The 19,938-nt window shown below is 37.4% G+C and carries 20 protein-coding genes and 1 pseudogene; 5 read left to right on the top strand and 16 right to left on the bottom strand.

What is annotated here, in order from left to right:
• Window positions 1–5 precede the first annotated feature (5 nt).
• Window positions 6–959, top strand: coding sequence for a nucleoside hydrolase (locus MKY70_RS12275; RefSeq protein ID WP_088032936.1), 954 nt, complete (start codon window positions 6–8; stop codon window positions 957–959).
• A 163-nt stretch (window positions 960–1,122) separates the two neighbouring features.
• Here MKY70_RS12275 and MKY70_RS12265 read toward each other — a convergent pair.
• Window positions 1,123–1,698, bottom strand: a pseudogene (locus tag MKY70_RS12265) (MBL fold metallo-hydrolase); the annotation flags it as partial.
• A gap of 175 nt (window positions 1,699–1,873) precedes the next feature.
• On the opposite strand from MKY70_RS12265, the gene MKY70_RS12260 reads away from it, so the two are divergent.
• Window positions 1,874–2,791: a tyrosine-type recombinase/integrase gene (locus tag MKY70_RS12260; RefSeq protein WP_098776487.1), complete on the top strand. Its 918-nt coding sequence runs from the start codon at window positions 1,874–1,876 to the stop codon at window positions 2,789–2,791.
• Between the two features lie 151 nt (window positions 2,792–2,942).
• A complete protein-coding gene (locus MKY70_RS12255; RefSeq protein WP_341024416.1) occupies window positions 2,943–3,725 on the top strand; it encodes a helix-turn-helix domain-containing protein in 783 nt (260 codons plus the stop codon).
• Between the two features lie 420 nt (window positions 3,726–4,145).
• On the opposite strand, the gene MKY70_RS12250 is transcribed toward MKY70_RS12255, so the two are convergent.
• Window positions 4,146–4,913, bottom strand: coding sequence for a GNAT family N-acetyltransferase (locus tag MKY70_RS12250; protein WP_341024415.1), 768 nt, complete (start codon window positions 4,911–4,913; stop codon window positions 4,146–4,148).
• Between the two features lie 1,142 nt (window positions 4,914–6,055).
• Here MKY70_RS12250 and MKY70_RS12245 point away from each other — a divergent pair.
• Window positions 6,056–6,277: a hypothetical protein gene (locus MKY70_RS12245; protein WP_341024413.1), complete on the top strand. Its 222-nt coding sequence runs from the start codon at window positions 6,056–6,058 to the stop codon at window positions 6,275–6,277.
• Between the two features lie 339 nt (window positions 6,278–6,616).
• On the opposite strand, the gene MKY70_RS12240 is transcribed toward MKY70_RS12245, so the two are convergent.
• The 11 genes from MKY70_RS12240 to MKY70_RS12190 all read right to left on the bottom strand — a co-directional run bounded on the left by MKY70_RS12240 (window position 6,617) and on the right by MKY70_RS12190 (window position 15,283).
• Window positions 6,617–6,865 carry a DUF4176 domain-containing protein gene (locus MKY70_RS12240; RefSeq protein WP_098167296.1) on the bottom strand — a complete coding sequence of 83 codons (249 nt, stop codon included), beginning with the start codon at window positions 6,863–6,865 and terminating at the stop codon, window positions 6,617–6,619.
• 6 nt (window positions 6,866–6,871) lie between these two features.
• Window positions 6,872–7,063 carry a hypothetical protein gene (locus tag MKY70_RS12235; RefSeq protein WP_098167295.1) on the bottom strand — a complete coding sequence of 64 codons (192 nt, stop codon included), beginning with the start codon at window positions 7,061–7,063 and terminating at the stop codon, window positions 6,872–6,874.
• A 4-nt stretch (window positions 7,064–7,067) separates the two neighbouring features.
• Window positions 7,068–7,952: a WXG100 family type VII secretion target gene (locus MKY70_RS12230; protein ID WP_098167294.1), complete on the bottom strand. Its 885-nt coding sequence runs from the start codon at window positions 7,950–7,952 to the stop codon at window positions 7,068–7,070.
• A gap of 213 nt (window positions 7,953–8,165) precedes the next feature.
• The gene (locus MKY70_RS12225; RefSeq protein WP_341024407.1) at window positions 8,166–8,444 is read right to left on the bottom strand and encodes a hypothetical protein; all 279 of its coding nucleotides are present in this window, start codon (window positions 8,442–8,444) and stop codon (window positions 8,166–8,168) included.
• A gap of 365 nt (window positions 8,445–8,809) precedes the next feature.
• Complete coding sequence (locus tag MKY70_RS12220; RefSeq protein WP_341024405.1) at window positions 8,810–9,301, bottom strand: HGGxSTG domain-containing protein; 492 nt, start codon at window positions 9,299–9,301, stop codon at window positions 8,810–8,812.
• Window positions 9,302–9,467: 166 nt separating this feature from the next.
• Complete coding sequence (locus MKY70_RS12215) at window positions 9,468–10,211, bottom strand: hypothetical protein (protein WP_341024403.1); 744 nt, start codon at window positions 10,209–10,211, stop codon at window positions 9,468–9,470.
• Between the two features lie 205 nt (window positions 10,212–10,416).
• Complete coding sequence (locus MKY70_RS12210; protein ID WP_341024402.1) at window positions 10,417–11,094, bottom strand: hypothetical protein; 678 nt, start codon at window positions 11,092–11,094, stop codon at window positions 10,417–10,419.
• Between the two features lie 82 nt (window positions 11,095–11,176).
• Window positions 11,177–11,899: a BRO family protein gene (locus tag MKY70_RS12205; RefSeq protein WP_341024400.1), complete on the bottom strand. Its 723-nt coding sequence runs from the start codon at window positions 11,897–11,899 to the stop codon at window positions 11,177–11,179.
• A gap of 17 nt (window positions 11,900–11,916) precedes the next feature.
• Window positions 11,917–12,309, bottom strand: coding sequence for a winged helix-turn-helix domain-containing protein (locus tag MKY70_RS12200; protein WP_341024397.1), 393 nt, complete (start codon window positions 12,307–12,309; stop codon window positions 11,917–11,919).
• 636 nt (window positions 12,310–12,945) lie between these two features.
• A complete protein-coding gene (locus MKY70_RS12195; protein ID WP_328070191.1) occupies window positions 12,946–13,155 on the bottom strand; it encodes a helix-turn-helix domain-containing protein in 210 nt (69 codons plus the stop codon).
• A 1,006-nt stretch (window positions 13,156–14,161) separates the two neighbouring features.
• Window positions 14,162–15,283: a protein kinase family protein gene (locus MKY70_RS12190; protein ID WP_341024395.1), complete on the bottom strand. Its 1,122-nt coding sequence runs from the start codon at window positions 15,281–15,283 to the stop codon at window positions 14,162–14,164.
• A gap of 1,037 nt (window positions 15,284–16,320) precedes the next feature.
• Here MKY70_RS12190 and MKY70_RS12185 point away from each other — a divergent pair.
• The gene (locus tag MKY70_RS12185; RefSeq protein WP_341024393.1) at window positions 16,321–16,647 is read left to right on the top strand and encodes a hypothetical protein; all 327 of its coding nucleotides are present in this window, start codon (window positions 16,321–16,323) and stop codon (window positions 16,645–16,647) included.
• A gap of 123 nt (window positions 16,648–16,770) precedes the next feature.
• Here the strand turns inward: MKY70_RS12185 and MKY70_RS12180 are convergent, their stop codons facing one another.
• The 3 genes from MKY70_RS12180 to MKY70_RS12170 all read right to left on the bottom strand — a co-directional run bounded on the left by MKY70_RS12180 (window position 16,771) and on the right by MKY70_RS12170 (window position 19,714).
• Window positions 16,771–17,316 carry a hypothetical protein gene (locus MKY70_RS12180; protein WP_341024391.1) on the bottom strand — a complete coding sequence of 182 codons (546 nt, stop codon included), beginning with the start codon at window positions 17,314–17,316 and terminating at the stop codon, window positions 16,771–16,773.
• Between the two features lie 586 nt (window positions 17,317–17,902).
• Window positions 17,903–18,475 carry a recombinase family protein gene (locus MKY70_RS12175; protein WP_078175535.1) on the bottom strand — a complete coding sequence of 191 codons (573 nt, stop codon included), beginning with the start codon at window positions 18,473–18,475 and terminating at the stop codon, window positions 17,903–17,905.
• A 489-nt stretch (window positions 18,476–18,964) separates the two neighbouring features.
• Window positions 18,965–19,714 (bottom strand): DUF4362 domain-containing protein, encoded by a 750-nt coding sequence (locus MKY70_RS12170; RefSeq protein ID WP_098776311.1) that lies wholly within the window; start codon window positions 19,712–19,714, stop codon window positions 18,965–18,967.
• Window positions 19,715–19,938 lie beyond the last annotated feature (224 nt).

The raw sequence follows: 19,938 nt of genomic DNA, 5'->3' as shown, positions 1-19,938 counted from the left end.
TTAAAATGATGAAAAAAGTGTACTTCAATCATGATGGTGGTGTAGATGATTTAATATCACTATTTTTACTACTCCAGATGGAAAATATAGAACTTACAGGTGTTTCAGTTATTCCTGCAGATTGTTATTTAGAACCAGCAATGTCTGCCAGTCGTAAAATTATAGATCGCTTCGGCAAAAATAATATTGAGGTAGCAGCGTCCAACTCTCGTGGAAAAAACCCATTTCCAAAAGAATGGCGGATGCATGCATTTTATGTAGATGCTTTACCAATTTTAAATGAGTTTGGGAAAGTTGTTACACCTGCATCAAAAAAACCTGCACATCATCATATAATAGAGACTCTTCTACAAACTGATGGAAAAACAACTTTATTATTTACAGGGCCCCTGACTGACCTTGCTCGTGCACTATATGAATCTCCAATAATCGAAGATAAAATTGAACGTCTCGTTTGGATGGGCGGTACATTTCGTACTGCAGGCAATGTACATGAGCCAGAACATGACGGAACAGCCGAGTGGAATTCATTTTGGGATCCCGAAGCAGTAGCTCGTGTTTGGAATGCTAATATAATCATTGATTTAGTAACTCTAGAAAGTACAAACCAGGTTCCGCTAACTATAGACATACGTGAACAGTGGGCAAAAGAGCGTAAGTATATTGGTGTTGATTTCCTTGGTCAATGTTATGCGATGGTCCCCCCTCTCGTTCACTTTTCAACTAACTCTACCTACTATTTGTGGGATGTATTAACTGCTGCGTTTGTTGGGAAAGCTGATCTTGCAAAAACAAAAACGATTACTAGTATCGTTCATACATACGGACCCAGCCAAGGACGTACAGTGGAAACTGCTAACGGAAGACCAGTAAATGTCATTTATGATGTAAAACGTGATGCATTCTTTGAATATATTACTGAATTAGCTAAAAAAGCTGCTAATCACAACCAGTGTTGAAAGCCGTATAAACCCAGTTGATGAGCCAGCAAAGAAATTTAGAAATTGGTTGGGACTAAATATTTAATTATTAAAAAGAGTATTGAATTAATTTTCAATACTCTTTTTGTGCAGTTACATTGCATTTGGTCAGAACAAGCATCAATTGATTTAGAGTTAGGTTTTACAGATTAACCATTTCATAACCATTTACAAAGTACGTTATTGTTTCTAGCTCATCTTCATTTAATTCTCTATCTAGTTCTTGTTTATATGCTGCCTTTATCTTCTCTTCATCGCCTTTATGAGTTTCCGTATAAGTTCCTACTGTTTTTAATAAACGAATCTCTCGTAAAAATTCATTTCGATCTATAGCTTCCCCATGTGAAAGAATATAGGTCTCGGCATCAAATTTCTCTAATTCTTGTATCAGTTTAAACGTTCGTTTCGTTGTATAGTTCCGCTTTGCAGAAAAGATATCTGCATATATACAGTCTCCTAAAAACAAAATCTTTTCTTCTTTAATATAAATAACAACAGAGTCATGTGAATGGTCTCCGCCCACATGCTCTAACACACATGTCACATCACCAAGGTCTAATTCAAGTTGTTTCTGAAAGGTTAAGGACGGCGGAAGAATTTGAATATTTCTTGATTTTTCACTGAACTCTTTTTTTATACAGTCCGCACAAAATTCAATTTCTGTACCTTCTTTCACTCGTGCGTCCAATGCCTCATCCGACCACTCATAAGAAACAAGGATTGTACAGGCGAGTTAATTCACCCGAGGTAGGACAAGCCTCACAAGGTTATGTTGAATGGTTGTCTATGACAGAAACAATATCCTCACAAGTGACCACTTTTATAGGTTTATCTCAATTATGAGAGCGACCTGTAGAGGTGGTCTTTTTATGTGTACTCAAGGAGGAAACGAAATGGCATTATTTAGGTTCATGATAAAGGATTACCTAGAGGATAAGGAGCTTAGTGGATTAGCACCGAGAACGATACAGAGCTACGGAGATACACTCAATGAGTTTTCTCGCTGGCTCGTTACTGATAAGGACATTATTAACGTAGAGGATGTTACTCCACCAGTTATAAAGAGCTACCTCCTCTACTGTTCCAAGGAGAGAGGAAACACAGTGGTCACTCGTAATGGTAAGCTCCAGCACTTAAAGACATTCTTTAGGTACCTAGAGGATGAGGACATTATAGAGATCCGCAGCAATCCTACTAACAAAATTAAGCCTGCTAAGACGGACAAGACTATCAAGGTTTACTCCGATGAACAGATAAAACAGATGCTTAGATATTACAGGAGGATGCGTTCTCGGGAGAACACGTTGTATAGCTACAGAGGGCATACCGTAATAGTCGTCCTCGCTGGTACAGGCATAAGACTAGGCGAGCTGGTATCCATGAGGTGGGACTCCGTAGATTTACTCAATAAGACTATCACTATCTTTGGAAAGAATCGTAAGAGCCTGTCTACTCCGTTAACGGATAAGGTAGCTCGGGAGTTGCACGAGTGGAGATTATTCTGCGAGAAGTACTACATTAAGATGCCTGCTCATGTGTTTAATGACCACAGAGGTAGCCCACTCACAGTGAATGCTGTCAAATTAATGTTCACTAGGCTATCTCATAGGGTGGGATTCAAAACTACAGCTCACATGTTTAGGCACACCTATGCGAGTAACTGTTTGAGAGCTGGCATGGATATATACACCTTGAGTAAGCTGATGCATCACTCTCAGATAAGAACTACTGAGGTTTACTTACATGCTTTCGGTAACTCGTTAGCTGAATCCAACGATAAGTATAACCCTCTCAATAGGTTCGACTTTTAAGATAAATAAAAAGAGAACCCTGCTCTAGTTTGGCGACCTGACAGGGTTCTCTCTTGGAAGAAAACTCGAAGGAGCTTTCTTGTTTGCTATTGTATCATGCTTACTGGTACTAGCTCAAGAGATGTTCCTTCTCATATAGGAGGAAAAGAATATGAAGAAGTTAAGACAATATGAAAGCTTTCAGTCTGTTGCCGAGATGGACAAAACTATTGATTCTACTCTTAAGGAATATAACTTAAAAGACAGCGAACGAGTGATACTTCTAAAGTTATCAAACTACTCATGTAAATTCGTGGGAGTTTCATATTTGAAGAATAACACGTTAGCTGATCTAACAGGATACTCTAAGCGTTCTATTCAGCGTGCTCTTAAGCGTTTCAGTGAATTAGGAATCATTACTCGTATTAAACAGTTTAAACCTGTTAGAGGTGGCTATTCAGCGTTCATCTGTGTAATTAATCCCTTTGAACGTCACCATGAGTTGGCACCTTGCAAGGAAGCTGTAGAGCCTACTCCTGAGCAACTTGACGAGCCATCTCACGAGAACGAATCCATTACAACTAAAACTAAAAGCTCTAAAGAATTAAAGATACGTAATAGCGCACCTGTTGAACTGGATGATTTAGATTCATCTTATTTGGTTAACTCATGTGTACCTATGGAATTTATCAATGCAGTATCCCCCTTCTTTGGTACAGCTAAGGAGATATATGCTATTTGGGGTAAGGTTAAATTGGCTGCAAGCAAGTATGCACCTGACTTAGTTGATACAACTGAGGTGGCGATCTCAGCGTTCAAACAATCTGTATTTGCTCTTAAGATGAACAACATTAGAAAAGACTTCAAAGGTTATTTATTTGGCGTTCTCTCAAAGATGATGTCTGTTGAGCAAAGAAAACTGAAGAATAAACTTTTCAATTTCCTACAAGATTAATCTGAGGAGGAGCACACACTATTAGGGGGAATCGCCAGCATTTCGGGGAAAGACCACGTTAAGAGCATACATGATTTATACAGTTTTTCGGCTACTTTAGTAACAAACGAGAACCCTAAAACCTACGCTAAGATGTAAATGCATAAAAAGTTGCATAGAATTATAGAAAAAGAAAAAGGCGGATTCCTTTTGAGAGTAGGAGCCCCCTTGTTCTTGCTACCCATAATAGGACGTTATGTTAACCCTACATGAATATAATATGCAGTCCACATGTTATGTTTGCGATCTCACCAATATAACGCAAATTTTGTACACTACGGAATTATTAAGACAAATAACATTGATAAACAAACAAAAAGAAAAAGTGTGTTTTGAACAAAGATTGATCAAAACACACTTTTAGCTTAATAAGAAAACCCCTTATTCAAATACAACCATTTCTCCCACATCTATAAACCCAAATCGCTTATAGATATTTTCCCCATCATCTGATGCCTGTAATACAACTGCTTTTTGTTTATCCTTTGTTTGAGTTAGAAGAAATTGAAACATTTCACTGCCAATTCCTTTACCTCTAAATTGCTCTTTTGTCATCACATCATAAATACCATAACTATCTTTGCTTTCTATTAATAAACCAGTAGTTACAGGCATTTCATCTATGCATCCAATAAACATTTGAACTTCTGAACCTAATTTCATTTGTGAAAACTTATTAAAATAACTTTTTAATGCATCTTTTTCTGGTGTACCTTCAAATAAGCTCATGAATACCTCTATATATTTTAAAAGCTCTTCATTATCTTTCACATTAGTAATCATAAGCTGATGGGAATTTCTTTGACCAACATTAAGAGTATTTTCAAGTTTCATCATTACATTACGTTCCGCTTCTTTTAGATCATATTCCTGCATAAGTTTTGTCCAATCCTCGGTTAAATACTGAGCATCAATCCAAATACTAAAAGGATATTTTTTATGAGAAAAATTATTAATTCCATGTCTAATCTTAGCTGCATTTTTGATACTTGGAGATTTCGGTACTACTACATTGAATGTATCAGTAGGAATTCCTGTATTTGCTATGACGAAATCTTCTTCTGTTATAAGTTCTCCACTAACTGTATGAGTAAATACTTTTAATTTTTCTTCTAAATTATTTATTACTAATTGTTGATTTGTAATCATGTTTTTGCACCTTTCAATTCAATTTAGCGCGCTTTTTTTATTATAAGGTCAATTAAACACTAAATATACAGTGTTCACAGTATTTACATCCTCCCATAATATTCAGAAAACTATGAAGGGGATTTACATTTGGGATTCTATATATGATATGCCCATCCAATTCCAAAACCTGTAGACGAAGAATAATCCGTAGAACTTCCAATAACGATAATTATGTAAATGAGCTGTCCGAACGGATGGCTTATTTTATTTTTTCCCTCCTCAGTATTAACCCTTGAGTTGGTGCTATTAGGTTTATTCTTGATTACACACTAAGGGGTTAACTGATTGGGTTCCCGTTCGGGTTTATACAATTTTCTAAACGTCTTATACTCATTGATGTGCCTACTGAGATGCCACCTCAGGGGGAACACTCTCTCAGATCCCCTCGTAAGGAGTCATAAGCAATCAAGCTATATATTTGCACCTACAGATTACAAACCAGCTGTGCGAGTTCGATAGGGTTACATTATGATATCCTCCCTGTTTTAAGCGTAATCCCGAAAATATTTTAAAAAAACAAAAATTAATAGTTGACGGTTCTAGAACTTTTTACTAAGATGTAATTAAGCCACTCAGGGAACGGGGTGAGCAAGACTATTGGAAAGTAAACAACAGAAGTTTTACGGTAAAGTCAAAGACTTCTATGAGCTGGAGTCCATCGAGGATGCTAAGAGGTTTTATACAGCTTTTAATCAACTCAACAAGATTAACACTGTAGATAAAGCTAATAAGATCGATAAAATGCTAACTCGTATGTATGCTGGCAAGAAGCTAACTGACTAATCTAAAACTACACAAAACAAAATAGCCCTACTCGGTAGTTATACTTTGGCGAGTATACCGAACAAGGCTACGCAATTCAGTCGAACCTATAAGGCTCTTTCCTCCCTATGGTATCACGAGCAGGAATAGCTGTAAAGGTTCGACTCCACAGGAGGCGAATACGTTGAAACTTAAAGAATGGGTTAAATCAACCTTGGTAGCTGGCGGCAGTACTACCTTTCTTTACGCAGCCGGTTACATCGTTTCACTCATGATTGTACACCTGTAAGTATTACCTATCTCGTGTAAATAAATAAAAACTAAAGGGAGAAATTATTATGACAACAAACACTATTCAACCAACTAAATTCGATATGGTTATGGAGGAGATTGATACTCTAGTATCTAACTTCCAAGACTCACTAACTCGTATTACTAATAAAGTGTGCAAAGTAGATACATTCCAACTAGGTGTTACGTATGTAGTTATCTTACGAGCTGGCAAAATCTCTAAAACTCTTAGTTTTAATCTAGATGAATTAACTGGGAAGAATTTTTAACTCCACAGGTTCAAGCTGTACAGGTTATCATTATGAATGTTAACCTGTAATAACTAGCGAGCTGACTCTAATAGGCCAGCTCTTTTGTTTTCCTCCTCAGGGTTACCCATTACGGTAATTGAAATTACAGTTTGTGCACTCGTTGAAACCAATTAGATAGCTCACAAACTTGCTGTTTATCCAGCACAAATCCTCTAACCATCCCCTTCGATTCAATATCAACCCCGAGATAGCCAACTTTCAAGGAAGAAAACCTCATTAGATCCCCTCATCTTTCTTCAAAATAAATAAAGCAAGGATTTCTCCCTGCTCCTACCAACTCTGTATTAATCTCTTCTTTTATATTTTTACTAATTTCTCACGTAGAACTAATTCACTCTCAGTCATATACCCTCTATGCATTTCTTCCACAATCTTATCGTGATTAAAGCATAATACTTTTTCCTCACCTAAATAGCCAACTGGGTAAGGTACGCCTATATAATCAAAATCACGTTTATCTGCTGATACAACCATTCTTCCAATAATCATAATAATTGGTTCTACCTCTTCTAGTTTAACTACTGTTCCAATTGGAAATAGTTTCATAGGTATTTATTCTCCTCTATTTGTAAATTTTTTAGCTAAACGGTCAAATAATATTGAACTTCCATATGCCAACATCCCAATGCCAATCATAGCAATACTGAAAAATAATTTCTGCCATAAATTAAATGGGAAAAACCACCCTGCAATAACAAGTACCATAGTACCAATAATAATCATAAACCGTCCTTGTCTGAACATACTTTTACTCCTTTTTGTCTTTATCAAGTTTAAAAAAGAATCCTCCTCCATGACCATTAGGTGCTGTCGCATACCCCCCGGTCTCTTGTCCTAAATGGACTTTGTAACCATATCCAAACCCATATTCACCTTTTAGTGTAATATCATAGTCACCTAAGAAAGGGATATAATCCGGAATCTCAATTTTATTAAGAACTACTTCATACTTATGTGCTGTTAATTCATAATCATTTTTAAAAGTATATTGATCTATTCCGAATACATAAGATCCATTTAAGAACTTTTGTGTAACTGTTAAATCCTCTGCAAAGGGAAGTTTTTTAGAGGAAGAGTGGTCTAAAGCATTCGCCTCAAACTTCGCTCCTATAAGGTTTCCTTGAACTATATCTTCAGAAATGGTTTTAAATGTATATGGTATATTTCCTTCAAAAAGTCCATTTCCTGCTTTAATGCCGTAATTAGTTCCTTCAGCAAGTTCAAATTCCCCTTTAAATATACTTCCTTCTCCCTTAATCATTAACTTACCATCTGTAGAAAAATCTGTTTTTCCTACGAAAGTTTCATAATCCCCTTTAAAAGGTTTTCCTGTTAAAATGGTGGAAGCCATCGCAATAGCAACATCCATATTATCTACCTGTTCGAATTTATTAGCAGAATCAAGAAGAAACTTCTCAAGAGGTTCTAATATAGTTATAAATTGCGCCATCTTAAAAGATGAATCCCGGAAATCCATATTAAATTTCATATAAGTTGAGCCTAACCAATTACTAGAAATCATATCAATATCTCTTTTTAGTCGCTCCTGTGTTACAGTTGCATTCGTGATAGTTGATCTAATAGTCCCTGCCACTTTTCTCAACTGTTCAGGAGTAACTTTTATATCCCCCATAGCCATTCCCCTTTAAATATTTATATAGAATATTTTACCACAGAAAATTAATTTTACAGAATAATATTTTTTATACTCTTAATAATCCAAAAACTATCTACTCCAAGACTTATCTTTCTAGGTAAAACTAAAGAGGTAACTTAGGATTACTACCTCACGAATAACTATCATATACTAACAGCCACATGAATAAGGTTGAATTAATCGTTCTACTCACGAGACACGACCATCCAGTGTTATCTGCTGGAGGAATCTCAATTCAGCCTCTTCCTCTACCCTACCTGCTTGGTATTCCACCTCACTCACCTCAGTAACGTTAACCCCCTCGAGGTAGGTCAACTTATCAAACAGCTCGCTAAACATGTGTAACACATTAATTTTAACTTGCTGGATATCTTCCTCAGGTGTTACCTCTCTATAGTGTGCTTGTTTGTATATTTCCCCCTCAGGTTTAAACTTATAAGCAACAGCTACTTTAATATATTTGTTCATATTATTTTCCTCTCTTTCTGTTCATCTCTTTTATTTTGTTGTGCGGCTTAAAGGCTTCTCTTTTATATTCCAGCTCACTAATACTCTTAACAGTTACATCTAGCACTTTGCCCCCTGAAGTGTGCTTATCAACCGTTTCCTGCATAGTATCTCTATAGAACGATACTAAAATGGTTCTAGCCGCCTCCTGGGACTCCTATGATTGCTGCCATCTTCTTAGCTTCTGACGAGGTGTGTCTAAACGTGGCTGAGGCTCGATCATCGGCGTCAATTGTAATCACCACCCTTGTATGTGACCTATGAGAACGACAAATAAACCTAGCTCGTTAGTAACTAGGTGGTTATCGTCCTCATAAGTTTTTTATTTAATTACCGTCCATTCCATCGAATAACACTGTTAGATCTACCCCACTAGGGTTATCCGAATTGTCACGACTCTTACGATACTTTCGGTTAAGTCCTAGAGTCTCAGCCTGACGAATTGCTTTTCCTTCAAAGTCCACTAGGCTAACCTTTAAGTTGGTTGCGTAGTTCATACCCACAGAGTCAACTCGCATAGCTTTGATACTATTAATAAGGAAGCGATCTAACGCTACCTCATCTAGCGGCTCCAAGTCGTAATTTTCCTTGTAGTAAATCCAAGTGTTATCGTAAAAAGCTTGCTCCTTCTCAGTCCACTCCTCACGGAACTTACGGGAGTAAATTCCATGGATTGTCTTTTCGTGTCCCTTCTTCAAGTTTGCATCTCTCATTTTCTTTCCCTCCTCAGTGTTAGCTCCTGTAGATTTACCGCCATGCCACCCACAGCGTAGGTTCTTCTCGTTAATTGGCTTAGTAGTACACACTCTGTTTTTCATGATAGCTCCGCAAATGTGAGTATTCTTTTGTAGTTCCTCTTTGATGACCACCATCTCCACAGATTCTCTACTGAGGTCACCACCCATAAGTCTGTCTCTTATCTCATTGGTACGTTCCCTCAGTCCTTCTGGAAGAGGTTTAAGTTGTGAAGGTAATCTACCCATGTTATAACCTCCTGTGTCCTATACCTAAGCTAGACATATACTCTTTGTAGTACTGCTCGTCCTCTTTAGAATCAAACTTGTGAACTACTTTACCGTTGAGCTTGTCCATATAGGTTTGATATTCTTCTTTGTCCTCCTTCTCTTCAGCTAAGCGAGTCAGTTCTTTCTCCTGAGCCAACTCCCGCTTAGCCTGTTCTAGTTTGAGTTTGTTCTTTTCTACTTGAGCTTGTAGCTCTCGGAATCTCATCTTGAGTTGAAATTCCTTAGCCTTCTCGTATAGTTCTTGCTGGCGTTCATTCAATTGAGGTAGTTGCTCACTGAACATTTGAGCCGTTTTAACTTGAGGGAATGCTACGATAGATACCTCACGTAGCTTTGTGGGTTTGCCTGTGGAGTTGGTATAGAAGGAGATCGACACCTTTTTAGCTAGCTTGTTAGCTACCCTTTTCTTGATATCTTCCTCTACAATTCTTAATTTACCTAGTAGCTTACCACCTTTGACAGATACGCTCTCGAGGAATCCTACTGTGTCCTTTACGCTTTCTGAGTGGTCTAACTGAACAGGTACGCTCTTCTCGGGGTTAAACGATTCAGCAAGCGCCTGTAGGTCTGACTCAGTGTAGTTCCTGCCTCGGTGTGTACCGGTAGAAAACAATTCAGCTTCTTTGATTAAGTCTCCGTCAGAGTTAGCTGAGAAAGATTCTGCTAGCTGTCCTGACTCCTTGAACTTCTGTAATACATTCATCTAGTTACCTCCTTTAGTTTACTTATAAGAAAGTCACCTTTTGAATGGTGACTGTTCACCCTTGGTGTTAATCTCTGGTGGAGTCGATCTACCGAGCTAGCAACCTCCATCGTAATGACTTCAGCAGTTACCGGCTCAGCATCCAACTCTATATAGTAACCTTCAAAATGAAGGTTACCTACAAAACGTAGGCAGCCTGCTTAGATTAGATTCGAGACAGGTTAATCAACGTTTGTTCGTTTAACTCAATGTTATTCTTAGCGAATACACCTTTGATAGCTTCTTCTAACTCCCTAGCGATCACCTCGGCTTGTTTGTCTCCCTCAGCAGTGTCCTCGTTCATTAATCCTACAATGAACTTCCAGTCTTCACTACGGGGATCTAAGCTATCAATGGCACCTAGTCCGTACTCGACTCCTAAGTCTAAATGCTGTTCGTATTTAGTATCTAAGCCATACGGATATTCCAATTGGAATGCTTTATTGAATCGTTTGACAGCAGTATCATCTCGGCGAGCTTTCACGTTATGCTTACGTGCTACTTCCCCTCGAGAACGGTAAAGCTCTCTGATGGCTGCTTGCTTCTTAGAACTAATCTCTGATAACTTTTCTCCTGTCCCAGCGATCTGCTTAGATAGTGCTTCTAGTTTGGCTTGTGCTTTCTTCTGAGAAGCTAGAGCGTTCTTGTCTGTCTCATCGATAATCAATGAAGCTTCTACAATCTCTAGAGCCTTACTTACTTTAGTTTGCTCTGATTGAGACTGAGATAGCTGGCTCTGTAGTTCATTCTCTTGAGCTTGTAACTTGTCGATTTCCTTCTGTGCTTGCTCTGTAGTTTTAACCTTTGTAGTACCTGCTAATAAGTTTTTAATTGAGTTCATCATAATAAAATCTCTCCTTTTGGTTTGGGTTTAGTTTGTATTGAGTCGGCTAAGGGGTAGCCTGTGAAGCAATAAGGTTAGGGGATTAAATAATGTCTAACAGTCTAGCAAACTCTTTGACGCCTTTCTGACTAACAAGCATCTGTAGTTTCTTCTTCTCGATAGGCTTGTAATTGATGTAGCCTTCCTTCAAGTATTCATATCCTGCTCGGTGTAACCATGAGCCTCTACTTGAACGCTTGATAACCTTCTTGTCTTTCAACATTTGGTTTAGCTGCTGGGCACTTCTGAGACCTAACTCCTTAGCCGTCTCATCTATAGTCATGTAGCCTTCGATATTTAATACTTTATCGTGATATTCAACTGCTGGAGCTTGTAATTCAATTGTCTTCTTGGCTTGTTCTAGTTGTTTTGTCTTCCTCTGTAGCGACTTCTGAGCTAGGATAAGTGCTCTTGCTATCAAGTCCTCCTCGGTTTCCTCTTCTTGTACAACCATGTAACCTCCATCTCTGCGGATACTTGGTAGAACTTCACTAGTTACCCACTTCTTAAAGGCTTTCGCTTGAGGTTTGCGACTAGCTAGGATTAAACTGTATAGACCTGACTCATTAATCATGTTAGCTTCACCTTGACGACCTAAGTTGAACTTAGACCGTTCATCACTATCTAGTGTTTGTAGCGCTACTGTAGGGTTAGTTAACTCTAGTACATCACATACATCCTTAGCGACAAACCACACTTGTTCATCCTCTTTGATCGCTCTTAATTCACCAAGTCCGCTTTCGAATACCTGTAAGTTATTTGTCATTTTAGCCAGCTCCCTTTTTAAATTACGTTACTTGCTTGTCTATTTGTAATATAATAATAATGAGAAAGACTAGATTCCTCAGGTAAAAACGTATGAGTGCAATCTAGTAAGTCTTGCACATTCCAGATAGTAACGTGTAGTTCATCAGATCCCTCTAGGATTGTAACCTCTCCAGCGATATCCTCTGCTCCGTTATCCCACTTGTACTCATCAATGAAATGAATCTTTTTCTTCTCAGTAGTTGACTGTCTCATATCAACACCCCAGTAGTAAGTGTTAGCATGGACTCCTCGTTTAACATGTAAGTAACCTTTCTCCTGTAACTCCTCTACGTGTCTTTTAACTGTACGCAAGCTCTGTCCTGTTAGCTTAACTAAATCATCGTAGGTAATAGTCGTTCCTACAGTCACTAGAGATTTGATAGCCTCGAGGGTTTGTGCTACCTTGTCCTTAACAGTGAGGTCGCTGAATAGTTCTTTTGTCTCGTGTAGTTCTTTTCTGTTTAGCTTTTCGCTCTCAGGTTGCTCTCCTACTTGAGATAGAAACTCGTTGTATTGCTCCTCAGTAGATAACCCAGTGTAGCCTTTCCCGTTTCTCCACTCTAAGTATTTATCCCAAGTGTTGATTAGATCGCCTCCTCGTATTGTATTTTTAATTCGTTGTATTTCTTCTCGGTGATTTCCTGACAGTCAATGCTGATTAGTTGTGTCGCTCTCGTGTTGTACAAATCACTATAGGTCTTGTCCATTAGACTAGAATGCTTGTCCTGTTTCCCCTCAGTTACCTGAGCTAGGTGGTATCTCTTAAGGACTGTGCGAGTACCAATGAACTTCATCCGAATAATGTACTTGAAGTATCTCTTCATTTAGTCGCCCCCTTAATTGTTCTCTGTATGTGCTGGCTCACTAGTAGATCTCTCTTTTGGTTCTCTTCAGCAAATCTAATTTGTAAGCTCAATTTATAAGATGTTCTTTCTCGTTTGATATCTCTTCTTTTCATTAGTCATTCTCTCCCTTGGTTTGTCCGTTTGTTCTGGCTCCCTTTCGTTACCCTTTCATTACTTTGATTAATCTCTCTGGGTGTTCAATCTGTAAAGCTGTAGCAATCTTGCTCAGTGTGTTCATGTTGATTGATCGTGTAGCTTTCACCCTAGATAATGTCGCCTGTGTAACTCCCGCCTCCTCAGCTAAGCATGTAAGTGTTCTGTTATGCTTCTTACAAATATCCTCTAGGTCTATATAAAACAAGATAGTCATCCATTTTCCTCCTCTCCTATTGAGTTGTATGTCATATCATAATTTAATTAGTTATATCCTCTCTCCAAAAAGGGAGCCAGCTCGGTTGACAAGACCAAGCCAGCTAACAAACCAATCTGGAGAGATTGAGAATGAACAATAAGTAAAACCAAGAGTTAACATTGAAGTGAATAACTCGTAGTATCCCACCGAGATCGCTAGGAGGTGGATAGAGCAGTTACTCTTTGCAGCCTACCTCAGGGGGACGAGATAAACTCCAAACAGAAAAGCTCATTTATTCTTTCTACTAATATAGTAGGTAGTCTACTACCAGTATTTTTTCCTATACTATACAGTAGCGATACTGTGAGGTATCTCTCTTTTTCCTTCTCATATATAGTACCGTTTCCGCACCCTCTGTTTTTGTGCTCATACATATAGTAGCGCCAGTGTAGTGTCCTCTTCTTTTGCTTCATAGATAACATAGCGAGTTGGTAGCCCTCTAGTTTTTATCCTTCTATATACATAGTAGTGATAGCGTATACCAGCCTATCTCGCCACATCGAAGGTTCATGCTAATCCTACGGGCCTTTCCTGTAGAGATTGTACAGTACAAGGGAGAATACGATATGTCGTTTGCTACATTGTTATTTGAGGATGGTAAGCTATCGATGTGGGGGAAAGAAGACAAGACTGAGTAATCTATTCCTTTTTATAGTAGATCTAACAAGCTGCCAGCTCAGGTAATAATATGGTATTAATTTGTAGAAAATTAGTCCAAACAGAGGAAAGAAAAACTGAGGAGCTATACTTCGATAGCTAAGAAATTACGAAGATGACCGTGTAAAATGATAATAAAGTTATTTAATTTTAAAACCTAAAACACGTTTAACCCCGCCTAAAAATCCGAACGGGGTTAAAATATAGTTGTTTAATTTTTGATGTGAAATACTTCGCTGTACTAAAAAATACAATTGGACCCTTCTATATTCGTTTACCTTCTCGTATAAAAAACATATGACATTTTTTAGAACGGTAAATCATTAGAGTCTATCTCTATGGTTATCCTAGACAATCTCATATCTATATTATCTAACACTATTTTTTGTTTATAAGACTCCAATCGTTGTAACCATTGATAAAAATCAACAACAATCGAAAGCGGGATATCAACTGCAGGTCTATATGTATAATAATTATTGACAAAGCAACTTATTAATTTGCTATTATCCTGAATATGTGTTTCCAGAGAGCTATTTCGAATAAGAGTAGATAATCGATTCATTATTATATTAGGGTCACTTACAGGCTCATATCTATCTGTATGGCTTACTATATATTTTGAAAGCATTTCTGCAAAATCCCTATATAGACTCTTTTCCTCCTCTGTAAAGTTTATTGCCAATACACCTTGGGAGATATCAAATGAAATGTCCCGAAACGACACATATCTTTCACGAGGATCTAACCGAATCATCTTATCAATAATATAGTTGAATTTAAAATTAGCAAGACCCTCACCAATAATATTACTAAACAATTTTCCAACAAAATAGATTTCACTTTGATGGTTATATATCCCTTCCTCAGCCGTTTCATTTGGCAAATGTGTTACCGGCCAATTCAAAAGAACACTTCTCCCATCCCGATCTTGTCCTGCTAATTTTTTACCAAAACCGAAATCAATAACCTTAACATCCTCATGTTTATCTATCAAAATGTTTGCCGGACGAATATCTCTATGTAATATATTCTTAGACTCTAGATATTCAAATGCCGATATTGTTTCAGTAAAAATTTCCTCCCAGCCTTTCCCTAAAAAAGGTTTAAAATCAGCAATTGAAACTCCGTCTATATATTCCATTTGAAGATAACCGAGTTTAATTTCAGGGTATAAATAATAGTTATAAACCCTTACAATATTAGGGTGGGATATTGTAAATAAAATTTTAATTTCATCAACAAACCGTTCATAATGCTCGTTAATATAGTTAGTGTCTTTAGGTGCATACTTTTTAAATGCAAAAAACATATCAGTAGTCTCATCTTTAAAGAGATGCGTATCTCCAGTACCACCTTGACCAAGTGACTCAATATGTATGAATTGCTTTACTCTATCAAATGTAACTACAGTACCTGGTTTGACCATTTATCTACACTCCCATTTTAACTATTTTTGTATTATTTTAACATAAATATCTCCTTCTATATAAATAAAACAAGTAAAAATAGTAGTTTAATTTAGTTAATCGCATTCTCCATCCTATTTGATATCGCCCTCTGCTTTTCATTCTTGTGCAATAGTACCACCTGTTAAGTGATTGACTTACGGGACTGCATTAGTACTTCATAGATCCCATCCTCAATAGGTCTTTCTAAAAAGTGCTTATTTTTGGCACTCTGTACCTTTTTGGCCACCTCAAAAATCGCTGTAACCCTTGGTATCACTAGCTTCCGCTAGGGGTTGGCACTTTTCGGCTAACTCTACATGTACACCCAGTAGTTACACCTCTAGAGCTATACCTAGTTAGTTAAACTAATAGTCCTACCTCTAGGTTAATTAATTCTCAAAACATAAATACAAAACCTGAGACAGATAAACTAAAAAGATATACCTCTAGAGAGTGCCTTTAAAGATTTACCTATCTCGTTACAGAGAAAGAAACGCTTTAAAGATTTAACTCTAGAGATATATCTCTTTGGTTGCCATTTCCTATAGTTCTTGTTTTTAAAATCTTTAATACCTTAAAACCCAGAGAAGGAGAACTAATTAGAATTACTAAAGAGCTATAACTACTGGTTTACCAGTTAGTACTTCTCTTTAGGCTTCCTCAGTAGTTCTTTATTTCTTTTCTTACTGAGCTGGATACTCTTAGTTATTCTCTATAGGTATATCTCTAGAGTTTTTTTATTTCTCTAGGGATATTTCTAATTGGTTAACTATCAGATATATCTCTAAAGCTAAACTCATTAGTTTAGTAGCAATAGTGTACTCATGAGACGGCAAACTAATGGAGAACACTGTACGAGTAATCTATTAGAACTATTTTAGGGAGATCGTTGAGTTTCACTGTTAGAGCCGGTACTCGTAAGGAACTTGTAGAGTACGTCCAATAGCTGAATCCCTCAATTGATATTGATAGGACAACTATGAGAGCGAATAGAATAAGCTAAGGGGGATTTCATATGATTAAACACTTTGGATTAGGAGCCTTATTTATAAGTATTGGCTTATTAGGTGCCTGCTCACAAGAAGAAGCTACCACTACGAAGGCACCATTCGAGGACTACAAGCCATCACAAGGGTACATTAATGAGGGAGAGTTTGAAGCTCTTGATTATGATATGACTCGTGAGGAAGTAGCTCAGTTGATTGGCGGTGTAGGTGAACTATACAAAGAGGAGGGCTACATAGAAACCATAATCTACAAAGGTGAAGGCAATATAAAGTTTGCTATGCTGAGATTCGAAGATGGCAAGTTGGATATGTGGAACAAACACGATAAGGAATAATTGCTTTATAGATTGATATAAGGAGTTAGACTGAAGAGGTCTACTCCTTTATTACATTCTTACAGGTACCTCTCTTACCTCCCCATGAGATACGCTATACAAGTGTAACCTTAAGTGCAATAACTATATCCCTTGTCTGACCTGTTCTCGATTATTGAATGGCTTCATTAGTAGTAAACTCAACGATAATCCACACAGTACTAATCCATTTACATATAATTGTGCTGCGCTCTCCTCAGTATTCAATAGTTGAGCACGAACCTCTTTGGCAACTTCAGAGTCACCTCCTAATAGCATTCCTACTCGGAGGATAGCTCTCTTAGGAAATAATCTGTTCTCGTTGCTAGAGTATGTATACTCCTCTCCATTTCTCGATGTTACCGTATATGATCCTCTTCTTTTCATTTTAGGAAAGAAGGAATTTATTTTGTTTCCCTTCATAAGCGTGTACCCATCTGAAACAAGTTCATCCTTGTGAGATCTAAGTAGATTAGTTATCTCTTTATTTGATACATCGTAAAAATCTGCGACCTGTTGAAGAGTAGCCATTTCCAACTCAGGTGGCAACAGTAATTCTTTTACTTTGCTAAGTACCTCCACCTTGTCAACTAAACTATCGCGCTTATCTTTCGGGCTGATTACCCCATTAGTTAATTTTACGTCACTCATGAATATTCCCCCTTTGTTTATTTTAATTATATGTCATCCCCCACCTAAAATACAACAATATCCATTAATACCAAAAATAGTAATACCTAGGTAATACTCAGAATATACGTCCTCGTAGATAGTGAACTAGGGAGAAGGCTCGGTGTTGGGAGAAAACTTTTTAGAAAAAACTGAGGAGGTGGAAACTGATTGGTACATAATGTACTAGGTAAAGCTCTAGGGGGCTGGCTCACTGGGAACTAACTGGGAACCGATTTCCTGTATGTATATTTTCTCTGTGAGGCTACATGCGTACGTGCGCACCCTCCCCCCGCTTTATAATATGTGGGGCTAGAGAGGACGAGCCAAGGAGTATCCCCTCAACGGTCACAGAAAGGCAGCTAACGAGAGCAACTATCAGAGGGCACCACAGAGTCTAGCCATACAGGGCAACGACACAAGCAGTACATCTGAGCTGGCACTCCTCAACCGTACATACAAGTATCAACTTACGTATCCGCTTATCAGATCCGCACACGAGAATACTGTTAGGTGCATACTCGTATACAAATAAAAAAGAACCACGAGGCAGCAACTTAATTGTCACCTATCTCGTAGTTCCTTCTTGTAATTTCCTCTTATTAATCTCTTTATATAGCTTACCTTGAGATATTCCCACTTGACTAACAATGTCCTTGATGGAATATTCTCCTGAGTCATACATCTGTAGAGCTACCCTTATTTTGTCATTGTCTAGTTGAGGTCTACCTAGTTTAACTCCACGTTTCTTTGCGCTTGCTAGTCCTTCTTTTGTTCGCTCTGCTATTAAGTCCCTTTCGAGTTGGCTGATTACTGCCATCATAGAGAACATAGCTTTTCCAGTTGGCGTTGAAGTATCCATATTTTCCTTTAGTGATACGAAAGTAACACCCATATTATTTAACTCCTCGACAGTTGTAAGGATATCAAGAGTGTTTCTCCCTAGTCTGCTAATGGCTTCTACAATAACGGTATCACCTTCTCGTACTGTATCCATGAGCTGGGTTAATCCTGCTCGGTCTTTTTTAGTTCCGGTATATTTCTCTTGGATTAATCTATCATGGCCATACTTGTTTAGTGCTTCTAGTTGTCTATCAAGTAACTGCTCATCAGTTGAAACCCTAGCATAAGCGATTCTCATCAGGTTCCTCTCCCTTACATTTATTGTGCCTTTAATGTAACATTAGATCTCATTAAGTGTAAAGGTTTTATGTAATCTTTTGTGTAATAACTTTATGTAACATCCAAAAGGCTTAACAGCAAGGTTTACTTCCCTAGTTAGATGATTACACTTATCTATCGTTTTATGTAATCTTAGGATAGACTCGAAGGAATAACTGTGAGTATGTTAACAATGAATAAAACTAGTGAGGTAGGACTATAAAGGTTCTACCTCTTTTTGTTTGTATTGATGAGGTAGAACAACACGAATAGTACCTAACTGGGTATACCCTAAGAGTATTTCACCTTCTCAGGTAGAGCTAAATAGTTATAGTTTATACCCTTTATAGTTCCTATGTTGATGTACTGAAAAGTGAGCACATCGAGGTGGGGGTTTACCTATTTAGCGTACCTCTGAGCATTACCTGTGAGGGCGGCATCTTAACGAGGAGCATTAAGATATGTCGTTTTAATTTAACGCTTTTAAGATGTTATCTACAAATATTTTATCGATTTCATGTCCTTGGTTTGTTTGTTCTGAATCCATAATTATTCCTTGTGATTTCTCTTTGTTAATCCACAAATAGTATGTTTGAATTGTTCCACTTAAAAAGTGAACATTTACTTTGAAATTTGGCTTGTGTGTACTAGATGTATTTGAATGTGTATGCCCGATATGGGTGATAGCACTTACGAATGCTTCAACATCAAGTTGCTTTACGAATATGTAGGTCTTATCCCCCTCAACTTCAATAAATTCAATAGATTTATTTTCTATGGAGTTTACTCCTTCACCATCCTTCGCGGTATTATGAAGTATAATACCATCTTCTGACTGTGCGCAATCTCTTAGCATATATACTAGACCATGCGTTTCTTGTGGAGTAACTAGTTTATTACATATATCTTTTCTATAGTTAGATTTGTACTTGTAAGTAAAAGTGAATTTTTCGTCTTTATAAGTTACAGTTTGTAAAGTTGGTACTTTTGCTTCCTCGTCAGTTAAATAATTTTTAATTTGTATTTCATCATTTTTCTTATCTTTTACATTTTGAGAAAATATTTCAAATCGTTCTAGGTTTCTAGATTTTTCTTTAGGTATATGTATAATAATCTCATTTTTGTTCGCTACAGTTGATGATTTCTCACTGCCATCGCCACAAGCAGATAAGGAAGCGAGCGATAAGCATAATGCTCCAACAATTAATGTTTTCTTCAAATTGAGTTCCTCCATAAAATGTATTGTTAATTTAATTATATCAATAATTTACCATAATTACCTAATAATACTTAGCGTCCTCCACGTTCACAAAATCCAACAATATTTCCCTTGAATTGTTATTCTTAAAGATTACTTGAGAACATTAACTCAAAAGTCATACCTGTGGAGGTCGTTACAAAAAGTGCTTGACCACGTTATTTTTGTATTTAACTTATCAGCTT

This window comes from Bacillus sp. FSL R9-9492, from assembly GCF_038007365.1.
Lineage (GTDB): Bacteria > Bacillota > Bacilli > Bacillales > Bacillaceae_G > Bacillus_A > Bacillus_A mycoides.
Note: the sequence above shows the minus strand (reverse complement) of the source record. Positions and strands in the feature narration are given on the sequence as shown.